Origin of the sequence: Georgenia satyanarayanai (genome assembly GCF_900116375.1) — a bacterium.
Taxonomy (GTDB): domain Bacteria; phylum Actinomycetota; class Actinomycetes; order Actinomycetales; family Actinomycetaceae; genus Oceanitalea; species Oceanitalea nanhaiensis.
In genome coordinates, this window is the sequence record NZ_UETB01000017.1 from 14,342 (window position 1) to 34,631 (window position 20,290).

Consider the following 20,290-nt stretch of genomic DNA (forward strand, 5'->3'; position numbering starts at 1 on the left):
CGCCCGGCCATCTCGGTCAGCCCGCCTGTCCAGCGCGACGTCGGTGCCGCAGTGCGGCACCGACTGCCACGGTGACGAGACCCATGCCGAGCAGGGTGAACAGCACGGTGCCCGCAGCACCGGTCAGCGGGAGCTCGATGAGCGGACGCTGGTGGTTGAGGACCCCGACGGGGCTGCCTTCGGCCTCGGTCGTGGACCCTGCGTGGACGGTCACCTCGATCGGGTCGGAGGCGCCCGTGTAACCGACCGGCGCCTTTGTCTCCACGACCCAGTAGGTGGTGCCCACCTCGCCCGCGAACAGACCCGGGACCAGCACGGAGCCGTCTGCCGCGCTCGTGAAGGTGTCGGTCCGCTCGCCGTCGACGAGGACCGCGACGGGGTGGGTGCCCGCGGCGGCGTCCTCAGGAGTGCGGAAGATCTGGAACCGGGCGCCTTCGAGGCTTGCCCGGTCACCGGCTGCGGTCTCGGTGTACTTGAACAGCGCGAGCGCCCCCCACTCGGTCTGGACCCTGCTCGTGGTGGCGGTGAACTCGTTGATGGTCACCGTGGCGTCGTTCGGGATGATGCCGTCGCCGACAGACGTCACCGTCGTGTCGATCATGAGCTGGACCGTGCCACCCTGGGCGCCGTCCAGCGCCGCGAGGCCGGCGGAGGTGAAGGTGGCCGACAGCGTGCCCGCCGCATGGGTCAGCGTGACGGCGGTGGCATCCAGGCCGCTCCCGTCGAGGGTGACCTCGGCCCGCGTGTAGGCGAGGCGGTCGTCGAGCTCGTCGGTGATCGCGAAGGTCGTGAACACCTCACCCGCCGGCAGGCGGGGCACGGTCACGTCCACGCTCCAGGTGACGGCGTCCCCGAGGCCCCAGGCGGCGTCGTCGTCGACCGTCTTCCTGATGGCCGTCACCGAGTTCTTCGGGTACACGTGCACGTCGTAGTTCCACGTGCTGTCCTGCGTCGGCAGCGGGACGGAGACGAGGAACGGCTCGGCGCGGAGTGCGATCGGGTGACCGCCGGTATCGGTCTCCTCCACGAGGTAGACACCCACGGAGAGGTCGCGGAAGGACACCGTGCCACTGGCGTCCGTCCTGTCGGCGTCCGGGGTCGAGAGCGGGTACGTCGTCGGGGCGGCAGTCACCTCGGCCGCAGTGAGGTCCTCGACCGCCTGCCATCCCTCGTTCGTGGCCAGGTCGATGCTGCTGACCCGGCTGACGGTGAACTGGACCCCGGCGAGCGGGCTGTCCGGACGAGCGGCCCCCGTCAGCTCCGAACCGTCATGACCCGCGATGCCGCCGCCGTCCGGCTCCTCGAACTTGTGGATGGTGAGCGAGCCGAGCTGGTCCGGGTCGAGGTTCGGTCCGGTCGTCGTTGCGCCGGCAGGTGCGGCGCCGAGCATGCCCATGGTCAGGGCGCCGGCCGCCATGACGGTCAAGCGGCCCAGCCGCCTCGTCGTCCTACTCATTGGTGTCTCCATTTCGTTCTCCGCCGGTCGGCCGAGGTCTGAGGTGGTGCTGAGGTTGAGTGCGCCGGGAGTGCAGGTGGTGGGCCACGCCGGCGCAGAGTGCGACGGCCAGCACGAGGCTCCCCAGGGCGACGTACGCTGCGGGCCCGAGCCCACCGGTCAGCGGGAGCACAACGGCCTGGACCGGCGCGTTGACGAAGCGGACGATCGCGTGCTCGCCCCTGCTGACGGCGACTGCCGAGGGGTCCGCGACGCCCACCCAGTCACCTGCGGCGGCGTGGTCGGGACGTTGTGGGTCCTCACCCACGTAGCGCTCGACGGCGACGTGCCGGTAGGCCAGCGCGGCCGAGCCCTCGGCGAGCACCTCGGTGAGCGTGTAGGTGTGATCTGGCCGCACTGCGAAGGTGTTCGCGGGCGACACGGCTGCGTCGCCCGTGACAGTGACCGGCGCGAGCGCTGTCGAGGTCCCGGCTGGCGTGGCGGTGAGGTCCCAAGCGGCAGGGACGAAACCACTCTCCGGGTCGGCACCGTCCACGTGCTTGAGCAGCGTGAGCTCCGCACGGCACGAGACCGTGTTGGTGATCGTGTACCTGTTCTCCCCGGGTTCGAGCGTGACCGTGACAGCGTCCGGCAGCGGGACGGGTACCCCGCCGTGGAGAGAGAGGTCCACTGACTCGAGCTCGCACAGCGGGGGCAGACCACTGACCGTCTCGTCGATCGTCACCCCGTCCCCCGCGAGGTACCCCTCCCGCGGGACCGACCAGTCCTGGTCCGTGGCGGAGGCGCCGTCGGGCCCGCTGAGCGTCAGGTGCGCGTCCCAGCCGTCGGGCTGGGCGCCGTCGGCAACGGGTGGCTCGCCGTCGATGACCCACTCCTTGGCCACGATCACCGAGGCGGGTTCGACCTTCGGGAAGCTGATCCCGGCCTTGTTCGGCTCCTGGACCCGGTGGTCGGCGCGGCCGTCGACCACCGCCGTCGTCTGGTAGGCGAAGGAGTTCCAGGCCTCCGGCGGATGCACCGCGCCCTCCGGCCAGGCGTCGCCCGACTCGGTGACGACGGAGACGGTGACCCCCTCGGTCGGCCGGAGTCCGCCGTCGAACTCGAACACCCACCTCATCGCCCGGACGGCGGCGAGGTCGGCCGGCTGCTGGTCGGTCCACTGTCCAGGGGCGTCGCACCCTCGCCACGGGTCGCTGCTCGGCCCGCCGGGCACGCACTCGGCCGGGTCCCCGAGGAGGTACTCGGTGGTGACCTCGGTCCCGGCCGGTACCACCGGGTCGGCGATGCTCACCACGGTCGGCTGCCACTCGGTGCCGCGCTGCACCGAGCCGAGGCTGGGCGCCACGTACGCGTCGCCCACCCACGGCAGGATGTCGAGGATCTCGATCCGCTGGGTGTCGACGTTCCCGGTGTTGGTCACCGAGAGCTGCCACTCGGCGTGCCCGCCGGGTCGCGTCTGCACCACGCACGGGTAGCGGTGGAAGCCGTCGCCGTCGTCGGTGCAGGTCGCGCCGTCCGCAGCCCCATGCGCGGTCACGGTGCCGGTGGGACCGGCCCCCTCGGGCGTCACCTCTCGCACGAGCTTGCGGCTCTGGTACGCCTGGCCGGTGACCACGTTGACGACCGCGGTGTCCGTCCACCGGGACCCGGGGGCGGCTGACGTCACCTCGAGGGTGTTGACGAGACCACTGGCCGCAGGGTGGCCGGGACGCACGATGAGCGGCAGCGTGACGGTGTAGGTCTCACCGGGCATCAGCGCCGACCCGTCCGGGAAGGTGACGGTCACCGCTGGCTGAGAGGGCGCGTCGTCGACGACGAGTGTGACCTTCTGGGGGTCGGTCGTGATGGAGGCGGCCTTCGGTGACACGGAGTAGCCGACCGTGCCCTCCTCGAAGAGGAGCAGCTGCGGGCCGTCCGCGTCGGCCGGGAGCAGGTCGGTGATGACCGGGTCGATGATCGGGGCAGTCCCGGTGTTGGTGACCTCCAGGGTGTAGCTGACGAGCCCGCCGGCCGTCGTCGTCGTCGTGTCCTGGCCACCGGCGGTCTTGGAGACCTCCGCGGCCGTCTGCCCGGGGAGAACGGTGAAGCTGGCGTCATCGGTGTCGACGGCCTGGCTGCCCAGTCGTGCTGCGGTTCCCGTCATGGTGTTGACGACGGTGGCCGCTGTGCTCTCCCCCGGGTTCGGGACGCCGGGGTTCCCGTTCAGCTCGCCGCTGCGGAGTACCGGGCGCGAGGTCACGGCAAGGCTGAGCGAGTAGTCGCTGCGGCCCGTGACGCCGTTCCAGACTCCACCGGGCAGCGGTTCACCGTTGGTCGTCGCGATGGTGATGCGCACCCCCTGAACGGCGCCGGGCTCCACACCGTCGGGCAGCCCGGCGCCGAAGTCCTGCGGCAGGTGGTCCCCGGTCACGTCGAACGGGCCGCTGGGGACCCACTCCCCGCCCGACACCGCCAGCTCGCCCTCATCGGCGGTGAACGCAGCACCGACGAGGTACTCGGGCACCAGCTCGACCGCGCCTGACGGCGCCCAGTAGAGGAGGCTCGCGTCAGTCCACCCGTGAAGGTCGAAGGCGTTCCAGAACGTCGGGTCCACGTCCTCGAGGACGAGCCGGTCCGGCGCGGCCTGCCCGGGTGCGAGCGCGAGCTGCACAGCGACCTCGGTCGGTCGCGCGCCCGGCTGGAGGATCGTCCCGGAGCTCGGGGTGAGGGTCTTGACCGCGTCCACCGTGATGTCCGCGGGCTCGGCCGTGTCGACGGTCAGCGTGGCCGAGGCCGAGCCGCTGGCCGTGTCGGCGCCTCGCCCGATCACGGCGTCCGCCGAGTTCCTGATGACGGAGGGCGGCTCGAGCGCGGCAAGGGCCTGCTCGATGTCGGTGCCGTCGCTGCGGACCTGCCTGCGCAGCTCGGTGTCCACCGCGACCTCGACGACCGCACCGCGGGGGATGGTCGCCTGCCCGCTCGGGCTCACCAGCGCGAAGTCGAAGCCGACGACGTCGGCCCAGCTCTCACGCGAGGGGTTGAGCGCGCCGGCACCGGCGAAGCGTGACGTGCGGCCGTCGGCGAGGTACAGCGTGAGGGCGGCGTCCTCGGGCCTCGGCTGGCCCGCGGCGTTGCCGTGCAGCCGGACGGAGAGGCGGGTGATGTCGATGAGCTCGAAGGCGTTCGTGTCGCCGCCCGGCTCACTGACCTCCAGGCGGTCCACGGCGAAGGCCGAGGTGTTCCTCGCGACCAGCTGGAGCATGCTCCGCGGGTTCGGCTCGTCCGGCGAGACCGTCACGTGGGCGGGGTACCAGAGCTTGGTCACGTGCAGCCGGGGATGCTTGTCCACCGTGAGCTCCCCACGGCTCTCGTCGCTGACCCCTGCGTCGTCGGCACCCGGACCGACGACGAGGCCGTTGGAGAGGGTCAGGCCGTCCTCGAGCTCCGCGGTGACCTCGAAGTCGATCGCGGCCCGGACGTGTTCGTAGCCGAAACCGCTGCCCGCGGGATCGGCGAGGTATCTGATACGGATCCCCTCGGTGCCGGCACCGAGGGGGTAGGTGCCGGCGTCCCCGGGGATGGTGGACCAGGTGCCCTGGGCGAGCCGCTCGACGACGACCGTCTGCGCCTCGCGCGCATCGAGGACCCGTACGGCCGTCGCCGTGAGCGCGGCCGACAGCTCGGCGTTGAAGACGTCCTCCTGGACGATCTGGTGGACGGGGCCGTGGCGTTCCCCGACCCAGCCCTGGAGGATCGCCGTGACAGTCTCGCCCGGGACGCCCTCGATGGTCGGCGTGGCGCCCGGGTTGTCGCCGAAGTACTTGTTGGCGCCGAAGACGACGCGCCTCTCGCCGATACCGAGGTACGCGGTCGCCTGGTGGTGGACGGCGTCGTTGCCACCGCCCGCGCCGGTGGCCTCCACGGTGTTCCAGTACCCGCCCGGTGCGGACCCGGTGACGGCGAAGCGCGCGCCGATCGTCGCGCCGGGTGGGAAGGCGCCGGAGAACTCCAGGACAAAGCCACTGACATCCTCCGGCACCGGGGCGGGCCACCTCACCGTGCCACCGTCGTTCATCAGCGGGTACGTTGTGCCGCCCACGGTGAGGGTGGCGGTGTCCGCGCCGGCGGGCCAGGACGTCTGCCGGAAGCCGGTGAAGTCGACACCCGGGCCGAAGAAGCTCGCGGCTGTCTCGGTCAGGCTCATGGTGTCGAACCACTGGTTGGACGCGTTCCGGGCACCGATGGACACGACGGCCTCGTCCCCCTGGATGACCCAGCCCGGCTGGACGCTCTTGGTGGCCTCGACGGCATAGCTCGGTGGATCGACGGTGAACGAGGCCGCGGCGGTCACCGGAGCGGACTCGCCCTGCGGCGTGTGGGCGACGACGGAGACCTCGTTGTCGACCCGCCTCTCACCCACACCGCTGCGCAACCGGGTATGGAGCTCGACCGAGCCGCCGGCTCCGCCTGCGACGATCCCGCCGCTCGCGCTGGCGTCCGCGAAGATCACCCGCAACCCGGTGATCGTGGCCGGATCGACGCCGGCGGGCAGCTGCGGGTTCGCCGACCACGGACCGGGCACCTCCCCGCCGGCGGTGAGAGCGATGACCTGCGCCTCGTCGGCACCCTGCGGCAGGGTGACGCCCGCCAGCCCGATGATCTCCACGAGGTCGAACGGGTTCGTCCCGCCGCTCGGCTCACGCAGCTCCAGGGAGCTGGCGCCGATGTTCGATGTGTTGGCGATGCCGGTGAGGTGCAGAGGGATCGTCTCGGTCGAGCCGGTGCCGACCGAGGGGACGCCCCACCGCTTGGTGACCTCAGCTCCCAGGCTCACCGGGACGTCGAGGGTCAGCCGCGCCTCCGCGCGCACCGCCGCGGCGTTGCGCGCACTGAGCTCAGCGGAATTGAGGAGACTCTGGCCGTTGAGCTCCGGAGGAGTGCCCTCCGGAAGACTGACGGTGATGAGGACGTCCGCGGTGCTCCCGGCCGTCATGCCGGTGGTCCCGTCGGCCCGGGTCTCGGTGAAGTAGACCGTCACGCGGTTGCCGTCCTGCTCGACGGTCGCGCTCGTCGCGGACTCCACGCTCTCCACGACCAGGGGCGCGGGCACCTGGTCCGTCAGTGTCGCCCCCTCGCACATCGCCGTGCCGCTCGAGCAGCCGACACCGAGTCTGTAGGTCACCCTCTGCCCGGGTGAGAGGGTGTCGCGGTCGACGCTCTTCTCGAGGGTGAGCGCTGCCGCGCTCTGCGCATGCGTCGGCACCGTGCCGGCACTCGCCACGAGGAGGACCAGCAGCGCGGTCAGGAGCGCGACGAGCTGGCGCCGCTGGTCGCGGGACAGACCGGGTACGGACATGGAGTCATCCCAAAGCAGGAGGGCGGCTAAACAAAAGGACGGGTTTACCTGCCCTACCTATCGTCCATTAGTCCCAGATCGTGAGTTCTCGAGATTCCCACTCCGGCACGCCGACAGTCGCGCCACGTCGGGACGTGAGCCCAACCTCCGGACGGCCGGTGGACGTTCACCCCGGCTCTCACCCCGGCGCCGAGGCGAACGTGACCTGGCTCTCAACCCGTACACCCGTGTGGCGCCCACCGCGGGCACGGTGTATACGGCATACGCTCAAACGTGTGAGCACCCCCCGCGCCAGCACCGCCCTGGACGCCATCGCCGAGCAGTACGTCGTCCGTCTTGCCGAGCTCGACCCCGTCACGGCGACCACCCTGGGGATCCCCGGCCACGACGACGAGCTGCCCGACCTCTCCCCCGACGGCCAGCTGGCCCGCGCGGAGGCGGCCATGGAGGCGGTGGCCCGGGTGGCGGAGACCGACGCCGCCGACGAGGTCGACGCGACGACCAAGGCCGCGATGGCCGAACGGCTGGGCCTGGAGGGCGAGCTGTACCTGGCCGGTGAGACGGGGCGGGAGCTCAACGTCATCGCCTCCCCGGTCCAGGACCTGCGGGACGTCTTCGACCTCATGGCCACCGACACCGCCGGGGACTGGGAGTACGTGGCGGCCCGCCTGGCCGCGCTGCCCGCGGCGATGTCCGGCTACCAGGAGTCGCTGCGCGTCTCGGCGGCCGACGGGAAGGTCGCCGCGCTGCGTCAGGTCGAGGCGTGCATCGCCCAGGCCGAGGAGCTCGCCGCGGAGGGCAGCTCGTTCTTCGACACCTTCGTGGCCGGCGCACGACCCGACGGCGCCGAGCCCACCGGCGCCCTCGCCGAGTCGCTGCTCAGCGGCGCCACCGCCGCGCGCCGCGCCTACGGTGAGCTCGCCCAGATGCTGCGCGAGGAGCTCGCACCGCGCGCGGGCACGCAGGATGCCGTGGGCCGCGAGCGCTACGCGCTGTGGTCGCGCCACTTCCTCGGCGCCGTCGTCGACCTCGACGAGACCTACGAGTGGGGCGTGGAGGAGCTCGCCCGCGTCACCGCCGAGCAGGAGACCGTCGCCGCGCGGCTCTACGGCCCCGGCACGAGCCCGGCCGAGGCGATGGCCCGGCTCGACGCCGACCCGAGCCGCCAGCTCCACGGCACCCAGGCCCTCCAGGCCTGGATGCAGGAGACGTCCGACCGCGCCGTCAGCGAGCTAGCGGGCACCCAGTTCGACATCCCCGAGCCGGTCCGCCGCCTCGAGTGCCGTATCGCGCCCACGCAGAGCGGCGGCATCTACTACACCGGCCCCAGTGCCGACTTCTCGCGCCCCGGACGGATGTGGTGGTCCGTGCCGGCGGGTGTCACGGAGTTCAGCACGTGGCGCGAGCTCACCACCGTCTTCCACGAGGGCGTCCCCGGCCACCACCTCCAGATCGGGCAGACCGCCTACCGCTCCGAGCTGCTCAACACCTGGCGCCGCCTCGCCTGCTGGGTGAGCGGCCACGGCGAGGGCTGGGCACTGTACGCGGAGCGCCTCATGGCGGATCTCGGCTACCTCGACGACCCGGCCGACTACCTCGGCATGCTCGACGGCCAGCGCCTGCGCGCGGCACGCGTGGTCCTCGACATCGGCGTCCACCTCGGCAAGCCCGCACCGGCACGGTGGGGCGGAGGCACGTGGGACGCCCCCAAGGCGTGGGAGTTCCTCAAGGACAACGCGAACATGGCCGAGGGCTTCCTCGCCTTCGAGCTCGACCGCTACCTCGGCTGGCCGGCCCAGGCACCGTCCTACAAGGTGGGCCAGCGGCTGTGGGAGCAGCTGCGCGACTCCGCCCGTGGGGAGGCGCTCTCCCGCGGGGAGACCTTCGACCTCAAGACCTTCCACCGCCGGGCGCTGGACGTCGGCTCGGTGGGGCTGGACGTCCTGCGCTCGACCGTCCTCGGCCGGCACGACTCCGTCCGGGGCTGATCAGCCGACCTGCCGCCGACAGCCGGCTCACCGCTCACGTAGGCTCGCTGCCCGTGACGCTCGTCCTCGCCTCGGCCTCCCCCGCCCGCCTCGCCACCCTCCGTGCCGCCGGCCTGGACCCGGAGGTCCACGTCTCCGCCGTCGACGAGCCCGCACTCCTCCGCACGGCCGGCGACGACGCCACCCCGGCAGACCAGGTCCTCCTCCTTGCGCGCGCCAAGGCCCGCGACGTCGCGCCGGCCCAGCCCGGCGCCGTCGTCGTCGGGTGCGACTCGATGCTCGAGCTCGACGGCGAGGTCCACGGCAAGCCCGCCGACGCTGCTGAGGCGGTCGCGCGCTGGCGACGCATGCGGGGCCGCTCGGGCGTGCTCCACACCGGCCACTGGATCGTCGACACCCGCTCCACGCCCGCGCCCGAGGTCGGCGCCGTCTCCTCGACGACCGTCCACTTCGCCGAGCTCAGCGACGCCGAGATCGACGCCTACGTCGCGACGGGCGAGCCCCTCGCCGTCGCCGGCGCCTTCACCGTCGACGGCCTCGGCGGCTCCTTCGTCACGGGCATCGAGGGCGACCACCACGGCGTCGTCGGCATCAGCCTGCCGCTGCTGCGCACGCTGCTCGCCGAGCTCGGCGTCTCCGTCACCGCGCTCTGGCGTCGCTGAGGGGCGCCCACCGCTGACCGTCCGCGTCGACCTCGACGACGACGGCGGCGGCCGCGTGGTCGGGCAGCACGCGCCGGACCAGGTCGATGAGCGCCGTCGGCGTGACGACGACGGCGACGCACTCACCGCGGTACTCGTCGGCGATGTCGCCGATGGCGCTGAGGAGACCGTCCGGGGAGATCGGGGCGCCGGGTAGGTCACGGTGGCCGGCGTCGAGCAGGCGAGCGAGCGCGGCCACGGTGTCGCCGGTGCCCGGTGCCGCACAGACGACCACCGGCCGACGCGGTCGGAGCGCCTCGCCGTCGGCGGCGGTGTCCACGACGACGACCGTGGCCGCACACTGCAGGTCGCTCACGGTCACCCTCCCGCGCTCGGTACGACTGCGGCCGACGGTACAGCTCCGCGTGCGCCCGCGCCGGCTCGCCGGCAAGTCGACTGTCGGCGACAGCTCGACCGTCGGCGGCTCGTCGGCTGCCGGGGGGAAGGTGACTGTCTGAGGCTGTGAGGGCGCGACAAGGGGCCCGCGGCGACCGGGCGACCTGCGCCGTCGGACTTGTAGGGTCGGCACAACTCACCGCCGGACGACTTGCGTGGGCCGACAGACTTGCCCGGCACGGAGGGCGGGGAATAGGACCCGCGCCGCCGGGCGGATACCGTGGGTCGGTCCGGGCGCTGGTCCCGGGGCACCTGGCGAACAGATCGGAGCATCCATGACGAGCACCTCTGGAGCGTCGCCCACCCGGCGCCCGTTGACGAAGGTGCTCATCGCCAACCGGGGCGAGATCGCGGTGCGGGTCGCGCGCGCCTGCATGGACGCGGGGATCGCCACCGTGGCCGTCTACGCCGACTCCGACCGCGACGCCCTCCACGTGCGGCTGAGCGACGAGGCCTTCGGTCTCGGCGGCTCCCGCGCGGCCGAGACCTACCTCGACGCCGGCAAGCTCCTCGACGTCGCCCGCCGCAGCGGCGCGGACGCCGTCCACCCCGGCTACGGCTTCCTCTCCGAGAACGCCGAGTTCGCCCAGCGGGTCATCGACGCCGGGCTCGTGTGGATCGGTCCGCCGCCCGCCGCCATCCGCGCCCTGGGCGACAAGGTCAGCGCCCGGCACATCGCCAGCGCCGCCGGCGCCCCCCTCGTCGCGGGCACGCCCGACCCCGTCGACTCCGCGGACGAGGTGCTCGCCTTCGCCGACGAGCACGGCCTGCCCGTGGCGATCAAGGCCGCCCACGGGGGCGGCGGGCGCGGCCTCAAGGTCGCCCGCACCCGCGAGGAGATCCCCGAGCTCTTCGACTCCGCGGTGCGCGAGGCCAAGGCCGCCTTCGGCCGCGGGGAGTGCTTCGTCGAGCGCTTCCTCGACCGCCCCCGCCACGTCGAGACCCAGTGCCTGGCCGACGAGCACGGCACGGTCGTCGTCGTCTCCACCCGTGACTGCTCCCTCCAGCGGCGCCACCAGAAGCTCGTCGAGGAGGCGCCCGCACCCTTCCTCACCCCCGAGCAGGACACCCTGCTGCGCGAGGCGTCGACCGCGATCATGCGCGAGGCCGGCTACGTCGGGGCGGGGACCTGCGAGTTCCTCATCGGCTCCGACGGCACCGTCTCCTTCCTCGAGGTCAACACCCGCCTCCAGGTCGAGCACCCGGTGACCGAGGAGGTCACCGGTATCGACCTCGTCCGCGAGCAGCTGCGCGTCGCCGCCGGCGAGCCGCTGGGCTACACCGAGGTGCCCACCCGCGGCCACAGCATCGAGTTCCGGATCAATGGGGAGAACCCGGCCGCCGGCTTCCTGCCTGCCCCCGGCACCATCTCCTCGCTCACCTGGCCCGGCGGACCGGGCGTGCGCGTCGACACCGGCGTCTCCGCCGGCGACACCGTCTCCGGCGCCTTCGACTCCATGCTCGCCAAGCTCATCGTCACCGGCGCCGACCGGCAGCAGGCCCTCCAGCGCGCCCGCCGGGCGCTCCGCGAGCTCGAGATCACCGGCATCCCCACGGTCCTGCCCTTCGCGCGCGCCGTCATCGACGCCTCCGAGTTCGCCGGCGCCGACGCCTCCGCCTTCACCGTCCACACGACGTGGATCGAGACGGACTTCGCCGAGCGCCTCGCGGGGCTCGGCGCGCCCGAGGCTCCCACCGCCGTCACGCCCGACGCCCCCGACGACGCCACCGAGCGGGTCGTCGTCGAGGTCGGCGGCAAGCGGCTGGAGGTCGTGCTGCCCGCCGGCCTCGGCATCGGCGCCGGTCGCGGGGGCCGCGGCGCGGTCCGCCGGCCCGCCCGTCGCAGCGGCACCCGGGCCGCCGCCTCGAGCAACGGCTCCCTCACCTCGCCCATGCAGGGCACCATCGTCAAGGTCGCCGTCGCGGACGGCGCGACCGTGGAGGCCGGTGACCTCGTCGTCGTCCTCGAGGCGATGAAGATGGAGCAGCCGCTCGTGGCCCACCGCGCCGGCACGGTGCGCGGCCTGCAGGCCGCCGTCGGCCACAACGTCTCGGCCGGCACCGTCATCTGCGACATCGACGAGTAGGCGGCTACCCCAGCACGAGCGAGGGACCGGCGACGCGCGCGCCGCTCGCCGCGACGCGTCCGCGCAGCTCGCGGTCCGCCGTCACGACGACGACGTCCGCCCCCTCCCGCACGTGGCGCCCGGCCTGGGCGGCGATCTCGTCGTCGCCCTCCCCCGGCGCGTCGACGACGTCGACCCGGCCCACGCCGTCGGCGGCGGGAATCGAGCCAGGCCCGCGCCCGCGCCCCTCGGTGACGAGGACGACGTGCGGGTACCAGGTGTGCCCGGGCAGGCCGACGCGCTCGGCGGGCAGGCCGGTCGTGGCGACGGCGACGAGCTCGTCGCGCAGCCGGGCCGTCGCGGCGGCGCGGTCACGCCACCAGCCGTCGGGCCGTGAGCCCACGGTGTTGGCACCGTCGACGACGAGCACGAGCCGGCGGCCGAGCAGCTCGCGCAGCGCGGGCAGTGCGTCGGCGAAGGCCGGCAGCAGCGGGCGGTCGCGCACGGCGGCCCCGTCGACCCACGCCATCCCGATGCTCTCCGGGTCGCTGACCCGCGGCTCGACCTCCTCCACCGCCTCCGCGACGACGGTCGTGTAGGACCAGTCCGGGTGCACGAGGCGGTGGCTGGCGCGGACGGCCATGCCCGAGGGCGGGAGGGCGGCCTCCTCGTGCGCCTCGCGCAGCGCCCCCTCGACGTCCGTCTCGCCCGGGTCGATCGCCCCGCCCGGCAGGCCCCAGGTGCCGCCGTGGTGGCTCCACAGCGCCCGGTGCTGCAGGACGACGGCGTAGTCGTGCGGGTCGCGCGGGCCGCGGGTCCCGGTGGCCCCGCTCAGCGGCCGCCACAGCAGGAGGCCCGCCGCGCCGTGGCGGCCCCAGTGGCGGTGGCCGCAGCGGCACTCGACCCAGCCGTCGCCCGGCCGGCGCGGCGAGCGCGGGTCCGGCGGTGTCAGCGAGTCGGCCACCGCCCCACCCTCGCGCCCACCCCCACCCCGCGCAATTGGTGAGCTGCCCGACGACGTCGGCCCGGAAGGCGTCATCGCTCAACCGGCTGCGAAGGACGGGGGCGGGTCAGGGTGAGGCGGGGCATATGGACGGTGGACGAGTTTCTGCCCGGGCTCCTCGTAGGCTGTCCCCATGGCACGTCTCGCGCGCGGAACCGGTCTGGCCACTGTCACGGACGAGGGCACGGTCCTCGACGTCTGGTACCCCGATCCGGTGCTCGACGGCACCGAGGGGGCGGGCTCCACCGCGGCCACCGCGCTCCCGGTCGCCGAGCGCCGCGACGAGGCGCGCGGCGTCCACAGCCGGGTCGTCACCGCGGAGATCGACCTCGACGCCGCGCCCACCAGCACGGTGGACGCCTACCTGCGTCTGCACCTCCTCTCCCACCGCGTCGTGACGCCGAACTCCCTCAACCTCGACGGGATCTTCGGGGTGCTGCCCAACGTCGTGTGGACCTCCGCCGGCCCGTGCGCCGTCGAGGGCTTCGACCAGACGCGGGTGCGGCTGCGGGCCCGCGACGGCCACCTCACCGTCCACGGCGTCGACAAGTTCCCCCGGATGACCGACTACGTCGTCCCCAGCGGCGTGCGCGTCGCCGACGCCTCCCGGGTGCGCCTGGGCGCCCACCTCGCGCCGGGAACCACCGTCATGCACGAGGGCTTCGTCAACTACAACGCCGGGACGCTGGGCCGCTCGATGGTCGAGGGCCGCATCTCCCAGGGCGTCGTCGTCGGTGACGGCACGGACGTCGGCGGGGGCGCCTCGATCATGGGCACCCTCTCCGGCGGCGGTGAGGAGCGCATCACCCTCGGGCAGCGCTGCCTCCTCGGCGCCAACAGCGGCATCGGGATCTCCCTGGGCGACGACTGCGTCGTGGAGGCCGGCCTGTACGTCACCGCCGGCACGAAGGTGACCGTCCTCGCGGCCCCGGGATCGGCCTCCGCCTCCCCCACGGTCGTCCCTGCGCGCACGCTCTCGGGCGTGCCCAACCTGCTCCTGCGGCGTCACTCCGTGACCGGCGCCGTCGAGGCACTGACCCGGACGGGGACGGGCATCACGCTCAACGACGCCCTCCATGCGTAGAAGGCTGCTGCGCGGCACGGTGGGCGTGCTCGCGCTGGTGGCCCTCGCCGTCGGCGGGGTCGCGATCCTCCTCACGCGGCTGGTCCCGGACCGCGCCAGCGAGACCTGCGCCGTCGTCCTGGAGGACGGCACGCGCCACGTCCTGGACGCCGACCAGGCCGACAACGCGGCCCTCATCACCGCCGTCACCGTCCGCCGCGGGCTGCCCGCCCGCGCCGCGACCATCGCGCTCGCGACGGCGGTGCAGGAGTCGAAGCTGCGGAACATCGACTACGGCGACCGTGACTCCCTCGGCCTGTTCCAGCAGCGGCCCTCGCAAGGCTGGGGCACGCCCGAGCAGGTGACCGACCCGGTCTACGCGACCAACGCCTTCCTCGACGGCCTGGTCGAGGTGCCCGGCTACACCGAGCTGCCCGTCACCGAGGCCGCCCAGACCGTGCAGCGCTCGGGCTTCCCCGAGGCCTACGCCGACCACGAGCCGGAGGGCCGCGCCTTCGCCTCCGCCCTCACCGGCCACTCCCCCGCCTCCCTCACCTGCGACCTGCCCGGGCAGGACGACGCCGCGGCCCCGGCCGAGGCCGTCAGTGCGCGCCTGGAGCAGGACTTCGGGATCGCGACGACGGCGGCCGGCGGCGCCGTCGTCGTCGAGGCGTCCGCGCTGCCCGGGCAGGACCCGCAGCGCCTCGCCTGGGCGGTGGCGCACTGGGCGGTGGCGACGGCGGTCGACACGGGCGCCGGCACCGTCGCGGTGGGCGACCGGGTGTGGCAGCGCTCGGAGGGGAACGAGGCGCAGTGGCGCCCCGCAGAGAGGGCGCCGGCGCCCGCCGGCACCGTCCGCATCTCCTGACCTTTCGGATCCCGCCACAACCGCTGCGTGCAGGCACGCGACACGCCGGCGACACTCCGAGCGGATCCTTCACTAGGCAGAGTCTCCGAGGCGGTTGTGGCGGGATCCTGCAGGCTGCCGCGTCCACGTACGACAACGCCCCGGTGGCCCGTCCCGCGTGGGACCGGGCCGCCGGGGCGGCGTCGTGCGTCGGCTCAGCGGCCGGCGGGGTACTGCCGCTCGGTCTCACCGGTGTAGACCTGGCGCGGGCGCCCGATCTTCGTCGTGGGGTCGGCGATCATCTCGCGGTACTGGGCGATCCAGCCGGGCAGGCGCCCCATGGCGAAGAGCGGGGTGAACATCTGCGTCGGGAAGCCCATGGCCTTGTAGATGAGGCCGGTGTAGAAGTCGACGTTCGGGTAGAGCTTGCGCTCGATGAAGTAGTCGTCGTTGAGGGCGATCTCCTCCAGGCCCATGGCGATGTCGAGCAGCTCGTCGGACTTGCCGAGCTTGCCGAGCACCTCGTGGGCGGCGTCCTTGACGATGGCCGCGCGCGGGTCGTAGTTCTTGTAGACCCGGTGGCCGAAGCCCATGAGACGGACGCCGTCCTCCTTGTTCTTCACCTTGCGCATGAACTCCGAGGCGTCGCCGCCGGAGGCCTGGATGGCGGTGAGCATCTCGAGGACGGACTCGTTCGCGCCGCCGTGGAGCGGGCCGGACAGGGCGCCGACGCCGGCCGACACGGCCGAGTAGATGTTGGCGTTCGAGGAGCCCACCATGCGCACGGTCGACGTCGAGCAGTTCTGCTCGTGGTCGGCGTGGAGGATGAGGAGCATGTCCAGCGCCTTGGTGAGGGCCGGGTCGACGTCGTGGTCCTGGTAGGGCAGGTGGAAGGTGAGCCGGTAGAAGTCCTCGACGTAGGACTTGGAGGCGTCGGGGTAGAGCAGCGGCAGGCCCAGCGCGCGCTTGGCGATGTAGGCGATCATCGTCGGCACCTTGGCCATGAGCAGCACGGTGGCGAGCTCCACCTGCTCCTCGTCGCGGGGGTCGAGGGTGTGCTGGTAGTACGTGGCCAGCGCGGAGACGCCGGACTGGAGGATCGCCATCGGGTGCCCGTTGGCCGGGAAGGCGGTGAAGAACGCCTTGAAGTCCTCGTGGAGGAGGCGGTGCTTGTGGACCCGCGACGTGAAGGCCTCGAGCTCGTCAGCGGTCGGCAGCTCGCCCTTGATGAGGAGGTAGGCCACCTCGAGGAAGGAGGAGCCCTCGGCGAGCTGGTCGATCGGGTAGCCGCGGTAGCGCAGGATGCCGGCGTCGCCGTCGATGTAGGTGATCGCCGACGTCGTGGACGCCGTGTTCATGAAGCCGGGGTCGAGCGTGACCAGGCCGGTCTCCTTGAGCAGCGAGGAGATCTTCACCCCGTCGTTGCCCTCGGCCGCCGGCACCCGGTCGAACTCCAGTCGCGTTCCGTCGACCTCGAACGTTGCCGGGGTGGGGGTGGCCTCGGACATGTACTGCCTCCTCAAGGATCGGTACGCCGGGAGCTCGTGGCCCCGGCACCGTCCGCACCGTCGGAGGCGGAGGCCTCATCGGTCCGCACGGTCGTGTTGGGTGGTTCCTCCATGAAGGGTAAGCCATGCCACCGGCAGGTCCGGAACCGGGAAGCCGCCGGACTTGTCGGGCACGGCGTGACGCGTGACACCCCCGTCTCAGGGCAGCAGCGGGCCCGCGGAGAGCCGCTCGGCGGCAGCCGCGACCCGCTCGTCGCTCGCGGTGAGCGCGATGCGCACGTGCCGGGCGCCCGCGGGGCCGTAGAACTCCCCGGGCGCGACGAGGATCCCGCGCTCGGCCAGGGCGGCGACGATCTCGCGGCAGTCGGTCTCCCCCGCCGTGGTGGCCCACAGGTACAGGCCGGCCTCGCTCTCGGGGGCGACGACCAGACCGGCGTCCGAGCACGCGGCGAGCAGCACCTCACGCCGGGCGCGGTAGCGCTCACGCTGCACGGCGACGTGCTCGTCGTCGTCCATCGCGGCGGCCAGGGCCGCCTGGACGGGCGCGGGCATGATCATGCCGGCGTGCTTGCGCAGCTCGAGGAGCCGGCCCACCAGGGCGGGGTCCCCGGCCGCGAAGGCGGCACGGTAGCCGGCGAGGTTGGACTGCTTGCTCGCCGAGTACAGGACGAGCAGGCCCTCGTGGCTGTCCCCGCACACCCGGGGGTCCAGGAGGCTCGGCACCCCCTCGGAGGCCCACGGCTCGGCCCAGCCGAGCTCGGCGTAGCACTCGTCGCTCGCGACGACGGCGCCGCGGGCCCGCGCCCAGTCCACCACCTTGCGCAGGTGCTCGACGCCGAGCACCCGACCGGTCGGGTTGGACGGGGAGTTGAGCCACACGAGCCGCACCGGGCCGGGCCCGACGGCGGTGGTCGCGTCGGCCGGGACGGGCTCCGCGCCGGCCAGGCGCGCCCCGACGTCGTAGGTCGGGTACGCGATCTGCGGGTGGACGACGACGTCCCCGGCCCCCAGCCCGAGCATGGCGGGCAGCAGCGCCACGAGCTCCTTGGAGCCGATGGTCGGCAGCACCTGCTCGGGCGTCAGACCAGGCACGCCGCGACGGCGGGCGAACCAGCCGACGACCGACTCACGCAGGCGCTCGGTGCCCTGCGTCGTCGGGTAGCCGGGTGAGTCGGCCGCGGCGACGAGCGCGTCCTGGACCACCTGCGGGGTGGGGTCCACGGGCGTGCCGACCGAGAGGTCGACGATCCCGTCAGGGTGCGCCCGCGCCCGGTCCCGGGCGCCGGCGAGGCTGTCCCAGGGGAAGCTCGGCAGCGCGTCGCCGAACAGCGCCACCTCAGGCCTGCGGCGGAAGGGCGGCCACCAGCGGGTGGTCCCTGTCGATGAGGCCCATCTTGGCCGCACCGCCCGGGGAGCCGATCTCGTCGAAGAAGTTGACGTTGGCGCCGTAGAAGGCCGACCACTGCTCAGGCGTGTCGTCCTCGTAGTAGATGGCCTCGACGGGGCACACGGGCTCGCACGCCCCGCAGTCGACGCACTCGTCGGGGTGGATGTAGAGCATCCGCTTGCCCTCGTAGATGCAGTCCACGGGGCACTCGTCGACGCATGCCAGGTCCTTGACGTCCACGCAGGGCTGCGCGATGACGTAGGTCACGGGTTCCCTCCCTCTGCGGCGTCGTCCCGCCGCCTGTCGGTGCCCACCCAGTATCCCTCATCCGCCCGGCGCTGCAGTGCGTCCCGCCCGCTGGACGGGCCGGGCCGTCTCCCTCGCCGCACGATCCCTCGCCGCACGTTGCTGCCTCTCGTCCACTGTGCGCCCGGTCTACCGGGCGCACAGCGGACGCAACGGGCGCAGAGTCGTGGCGGGACCGCGCTGCAGTGCGGTCGCCCGCTGGACGGGCGGGGGACAATGGCCGGGTGAGACCTCTGTGGGCGGACTGGCCGGTGGGCACGCGCGTGGTCATCCGCTACCGGCGCGCGGAGGGCGGCTTCTCCGACGCGCTCGGTGACCTCGTCGCGGCCGACGACGACGCCGCCGTCGTCCACACGCGCCGCGGGCCGGTGCGGGTGGCCGCGGCCGACGCGGTCCTCGGCAAGCCGGTGCCCCCGCCGCCGGCGCCACGCGGGCGCCGGGACCGGAACGGGGACGGCTGAGGTCAGTCGCCGCTCGGGGCCGAGCCGCACACGACGCGGTCCCACGGGATGTATCGCGTGGTCCACGAGTTGCTGTCGACCTCCGCGCCGTCGAGGGCGACGGTGCGCGAGACCGTCACGCTGAAGCCCCGCTCGGGTGAGTTGTTCGGGACGCAGCTGGACGAGGAGTTGTAGACGGTCGAGGGCTGGGTGAAGTTGAAGCGCTCGCTCGTGCTGGTCGTCACGTCGAAGTGCTCGGTGCCCCACAGCCGCACGTGGAACCGTCCGCCGGACACCCACGCCTGGACGAGCGCGCCGTAGGGCGTGGTGTTCGTCCAGCGCATGTCCACGCTCGGGGTGAAGAGCGTCGCCTCACGGCCCTCCGGGTAGCGCGGGTAGTGGTGGGAGTGGGTCTGGAACTGGTCGAGCTGCATGCCGGCGAAGAAGGCGGCGTTGAACACCGTGGTCGACACCTGGGAGAGGCCACCGCCCATCCCGCTCGTCTCGAGGCCGTCGACGACGACGCCGGAGGACACGAAGCCCCGCTCGGCCGTGATCGGGCCCAGCGCGTCGATGAGGCTGAACGTCTCCCCCGGCTTGACGAGGGTGTTGGAGATCTTCTCCGCGCCGACGACGAGGTTGCGGGTGCGCTGGGCGTCGTTGTGGAAGGGCGTGGAGAACTCCGAGACCACCTCGGTGACCCCGAGGGCCTCCGCGTCGGCGACCGTGAACTCCGGGGCCACCTCGACGAGGCGCGCCTCGGCGGTGCGGTCGGTGCTGGAGACGGCCGCCGCGGCCACGGACTCGACGAGGACCTCCTCGTCGACGTCCATGCCCGTCGCGCCGGGCACGATGGTCGGGCGGCCGTCCTCGAGGACGATGCGGGCGTCGCGGGCCTCGGTGCGCACCTCCGGGTCCAGCTCGAGGACGAGGTCGACGAGCGCCTCGCCGTCGAGCCGGAGCTCGAGGGCACCGTCGTCGGTGGGCTCGAGGGCGGTGACGGCCGTGAGGTGCGCGGGGGTGAGCTCGACGAGCCGGCCGTCGATGTCGACAGCCACCGGGGAACGGGTGAGGGGACGGGCGATCTCGTCCATCGCCGTCTGGACGGCGTCGGCCGTGACGGCGGGAGTGACCTCCTCGTCCGGCAGGACGAGGGGGCGCTCACCGGTGATCCAGCTGTCGGCGACGACGTCGACGGCGGAGTCGACGTCGACGGACGTGCCGGCCACCGGCTCGGTCACCTCCGCCTCGCCGTCGGTGAGGGCGATGGCGCCGTCGACGGGCGCGACGTCGAGGGTCTCGGCGACCCGCTCGACCTCCGCGCGCAGCGTTTCCTCGTCGACCCGGGTCACGGGCTCGTGGTCCTCGGTGCCGAAGAGGTGGGCGAAGACGCTGCGCGGGTCGAAGGAGAGGCCAGACAGCCGGTCGACGGTGGCGGCGGCGTCCAGCTCGAGGCCGGCGGCGGCCGGGTCGAGGGTCGTCTCGTTGTCGGCGAGGGCGACCGGCACGGGCTCGGTCGCCGTCTCGGCCAGCGCCTCCTCGAGCCGCTCGGTCGCCTCCTGTGCGGTCAGGCCACCGATGTCGACGCCGGCGACCGTGGCGCCGCGCGGTACGCGGTCACCGAGGTACCAGGCCGCGGCCGCGTACCCGCCGAGCAGCACGACGAGGACGACGACGGCGATGACCCACCCGCGGCGACGGCGTCGCGGGCGCTCCTCACCGAAGTCGACGAGCAGCGAGTCGTCGGTCGACGTGTCCGTTCCCATACGTGTTTCCCTCCGGGCTGGCGTCACG

14 protein-coding genes are annotated in these 20,290 nt (G+C 73.2%); 6 read left to right on the forward strand and 8 right to left on the reverse strand.

The window, feature by feature from the left end:
- Positions 1 to 16: 16 nt before the first annotated feature.
- Entirely contained in the window at positions 17 to 1,456 is a 1,440-nt protein-coding gene (locus tag DSZ44_RS16000) for a SpaH/EbpB family LPXTG-anchored major pilin (protein ID WP_181424689.1), read from the reverse strand.
- Complete coding sequence (locus DSZ44_RS16005) at positions 1,449 to 6,791, reverse strand: hypothetical protein (protein WP_110853637.1); 5,343 nt, start codon at positions 6,789 to 6,791, stop codon at positions 1,449 to 1,451. The genes DSZ44_RS16000 and DSZ44_RS16005 overlap by 8 nt, the downstream gene beginning before the upstream one ends.
- 275 nt (positions 6,792 to 7,066) lie before the next feature.
- Here DSZ44_RS16005 and DSZ44_RS16010 point away from each other — a divergent pair, with 275 nt between their 5' ends.
- Positions 7,067 to 8,779 carry a DUF885 domain-containing protein gene (locus DSZ44_RS16010; protein WP_110853638.1) on the forward strand — a complete coding sequence of 571 codons (1,713 nt, stop codon included), beginning with the start codon at positions 7,067 to 7,069 and terminating at the stop codon, positions 8,777 to 8,779.
- A gap of 53 nt (positions 8,780 to 8,832) precedes the next feature.
- Positions 8,833 to 9,441, forward strand: coding sequence for a Maf family protein (locus DSZ44_RS16015; protein WP_258369627.1), 609 nt, complete (start codon positions 8,833 to 8,835; stop codon positions 9,439 to 9,441).
- Here DSZ44_RS16015 and DSZ44_RS16020 read toward each other — a convergent pair.
- Positions 9,419 to 9,796, reverse strand: coding sequence for a hypothetical protein (locus DSZ44_RS16020; protein ID WP_146237591.1), 378 nt, complete (start codon positions 9,794 to 9,796; stop codon positions 9,419 to 9,421). The two genes, DSZ44_RS16015 and DSZ44_RS16020, sit on opposite strands and share 23 nt — an antisense overlap.
- Positions 9,797 to 10,151: 355 nt before the next feature.
- Between DSZ44_RS16020 and DSZ44_RS16025 the strand changes: the two genes are divergently transcribed.
- Entirely contained in the window at positions 10,152 to 11,963 is a 1,812-nt protein-coding gene (locus DSZ44_RS16025; RefSeq protein WP_110853640.1) for an acetyl/propionyl/methylcrotonyl-CoA carboxylase subunit alpha, read from the forward strand.
- A gap of 4 nt (positions 11,964 to 11,967) precedes the next feature.
- Here the strand turns inward: DSZ44_RS16025 and DSZ44_RS16030 are convergent, their stop codons facing one another.
- Positions 11,968 to 12,906: an NUDIX hydrolase gene (locus tag DSZ44_RS16030; protein ID WP_258369628.1), complete on the reverse strand. Its 939-nt coding sequence runs from the start codon at positions 12,904 to 12,906 to the stop codon at positions 11,968 to 11,970.
- Positions 12,907 to 13,078: 172 nt separating this feature from the next.
- Here DSZ44_RS16030 and dapD point away from each other — a divergent pair, with 172 nt between their 5' ends.
- Positions 13,079 to 14,029, forward strand: coding sequence for a 2,3,4,5-tetrahydropyridine-2,6-dicarboxylate N-succinyltransferase (gene dapD, locus DSZ44_RS16035; RefSeq protein ID WP_110853642.1), 951 nt, complete (start codon positions 13,079 to 13,081; stop codon positions 14,027 to 14,029).
- On the forward strand, positions 14,022 to 14,876 hold the full coding sequence (locus DSZ44_RS16040; RefSeq protein WP_110853643.1) for a hypothetical protein: 855 nt from the start codon (positions 14,022 to 14,024) through the stop codon (positions 14,874 to 14,876). The genes dapD and DSZ44_RS16040 overlap by 8 nt, the downstream gene beginning before the upstream one ends.
- Before the next feature lie 194 nt (positions 14,877 to 15,070).
- On the opposite strand, the gene DSZ44_RS16045 is transcribed toward DSZ44_RS16040, so the two are convergent.
- From DSZ44_RS16045 to fdxA, 3 genes are all read right to left on the reverse strand, one after another.
- Positions 15,071 to 16,363 (reverse strand): citrate synthase, encoded by a 1,293-nt coding sequence (locus DSZ44_RS16045; protein WP_110853644.1) that lies wholly within the window; start codon positions 16,361 to 16,363, stop codon positions 15,071 to 15,073.
- A gap of 198 nt (positions 16,364 to 16,561) precedes the next feature.
- Positions 16,562 to 17,698, reverse strand: coding sequence for a succinyldiaminopimelate transaminase (gene dapC, locus DSZ44_RS16050; protein WP_110853645.1), 1,137 nt, complete (start codon positions 17,696 to 17,698; stop codon positions 16,562 to 16,564).
- A gap of 1 nt (position 17,699) precedes the next feature.
- The gene (gene fdxA / locus DSZ44_RS16055; protein WP_110853646.1) at positions 17,700 to 18,017 is read right to left on the reverse strand and encodes a ferredoxin; all 318 of its coding nucleotides are present in this window, start codon (positions 18,015 to 18,017) and stop codon (positions 17,700 to 17,702) included.
- Positions 18,018 to 18,280: 263 nt separating this feature from the next.
- Here fdxA and DSZ44_RS16060 point away from each other — a divergent pair, with 263 nt between their 5' ends.
- The gene (locus DSZ44_RS16060; RefSeq protein ID WP_220035237.1) at positions 18,281 to 18,517 is read left to right on the forward strand and encodes a putative acetyltransferase; all 237 of its coding nucleotides are present in this window, start codon (positions 18,281 to 18,283) and stop codon (positions 18,515 to 18,517) included.
- Positions 18,518 to 18,519: 2 nt separating this feature from the next.
- Here DSZ44_RS16060 and DSZ44_RS16065 read toward each other — a convergent pair whose 3' ends face one another.
- Positions 18,520 to 20,262, reverse strand: coding sequence for a VanW family protein (locus tag DSZ44_RS16065; RefSeq protein WP_110853647.1), 1,743 nt, complete (start codon positions 20,260 to 20,262; stop codon positions 18,520 to 18,522).
- Between the last annotated feature and the right edge of the window lie 28 nt (positions 20,263 to 20,290).

Coding starts and splice junctions, on each gene's coding strand:
- DSZ44_RS16000 (WP_181424689.1), bottom strand. CDS start 1,456: ATGAGTAGGACGACGAGGCGGCTGGGCCGCTTGACCGTCATGGCGGCC.
- DSZ44_RS16005 (WP_110853637.1), bottom strand. CDS start 6,791: ATGTCCGTACCCGGTCTGTCCCGCGACCAGCGGCGCCAGCTCGTCGCG.
- DSZ44_RS16025 (WP_110853640.1), top strand. CDS start 10,152: ATGACGAGCACCTCTGGAGCGTCGCCCACCCGGCGCCCGTTGACGAAG.
- dapD (WP_110853642.1), top strand. CDS start 13,079: ATGGCACGTCTCGCGCGCGGAACCGGTCTGGCCACTGTCACGGACGAG.
- DSZ44_RS16040 (WP_110853643.1), top strand. CDS start 14,022: ATGCGTAGAAGGCTGCTGCGCGGCACGGTGGGCGTGCTCGCGCTGGTG.
- DSZ44_RS16045 (WP_110853644.1), bottom strand. CDS start 16,363: ATGTCCGAGGCCACCCCCACCCCGGCAACGTTCGAGGTCGACGGAACG.
- DSZ44_RS16065 (WP_110853647.1), bottom strand. CDS start 20,262: ATGGGAACGGACACGTCGACCGACGACTCGCTGCTCGTCGACTTCGGT.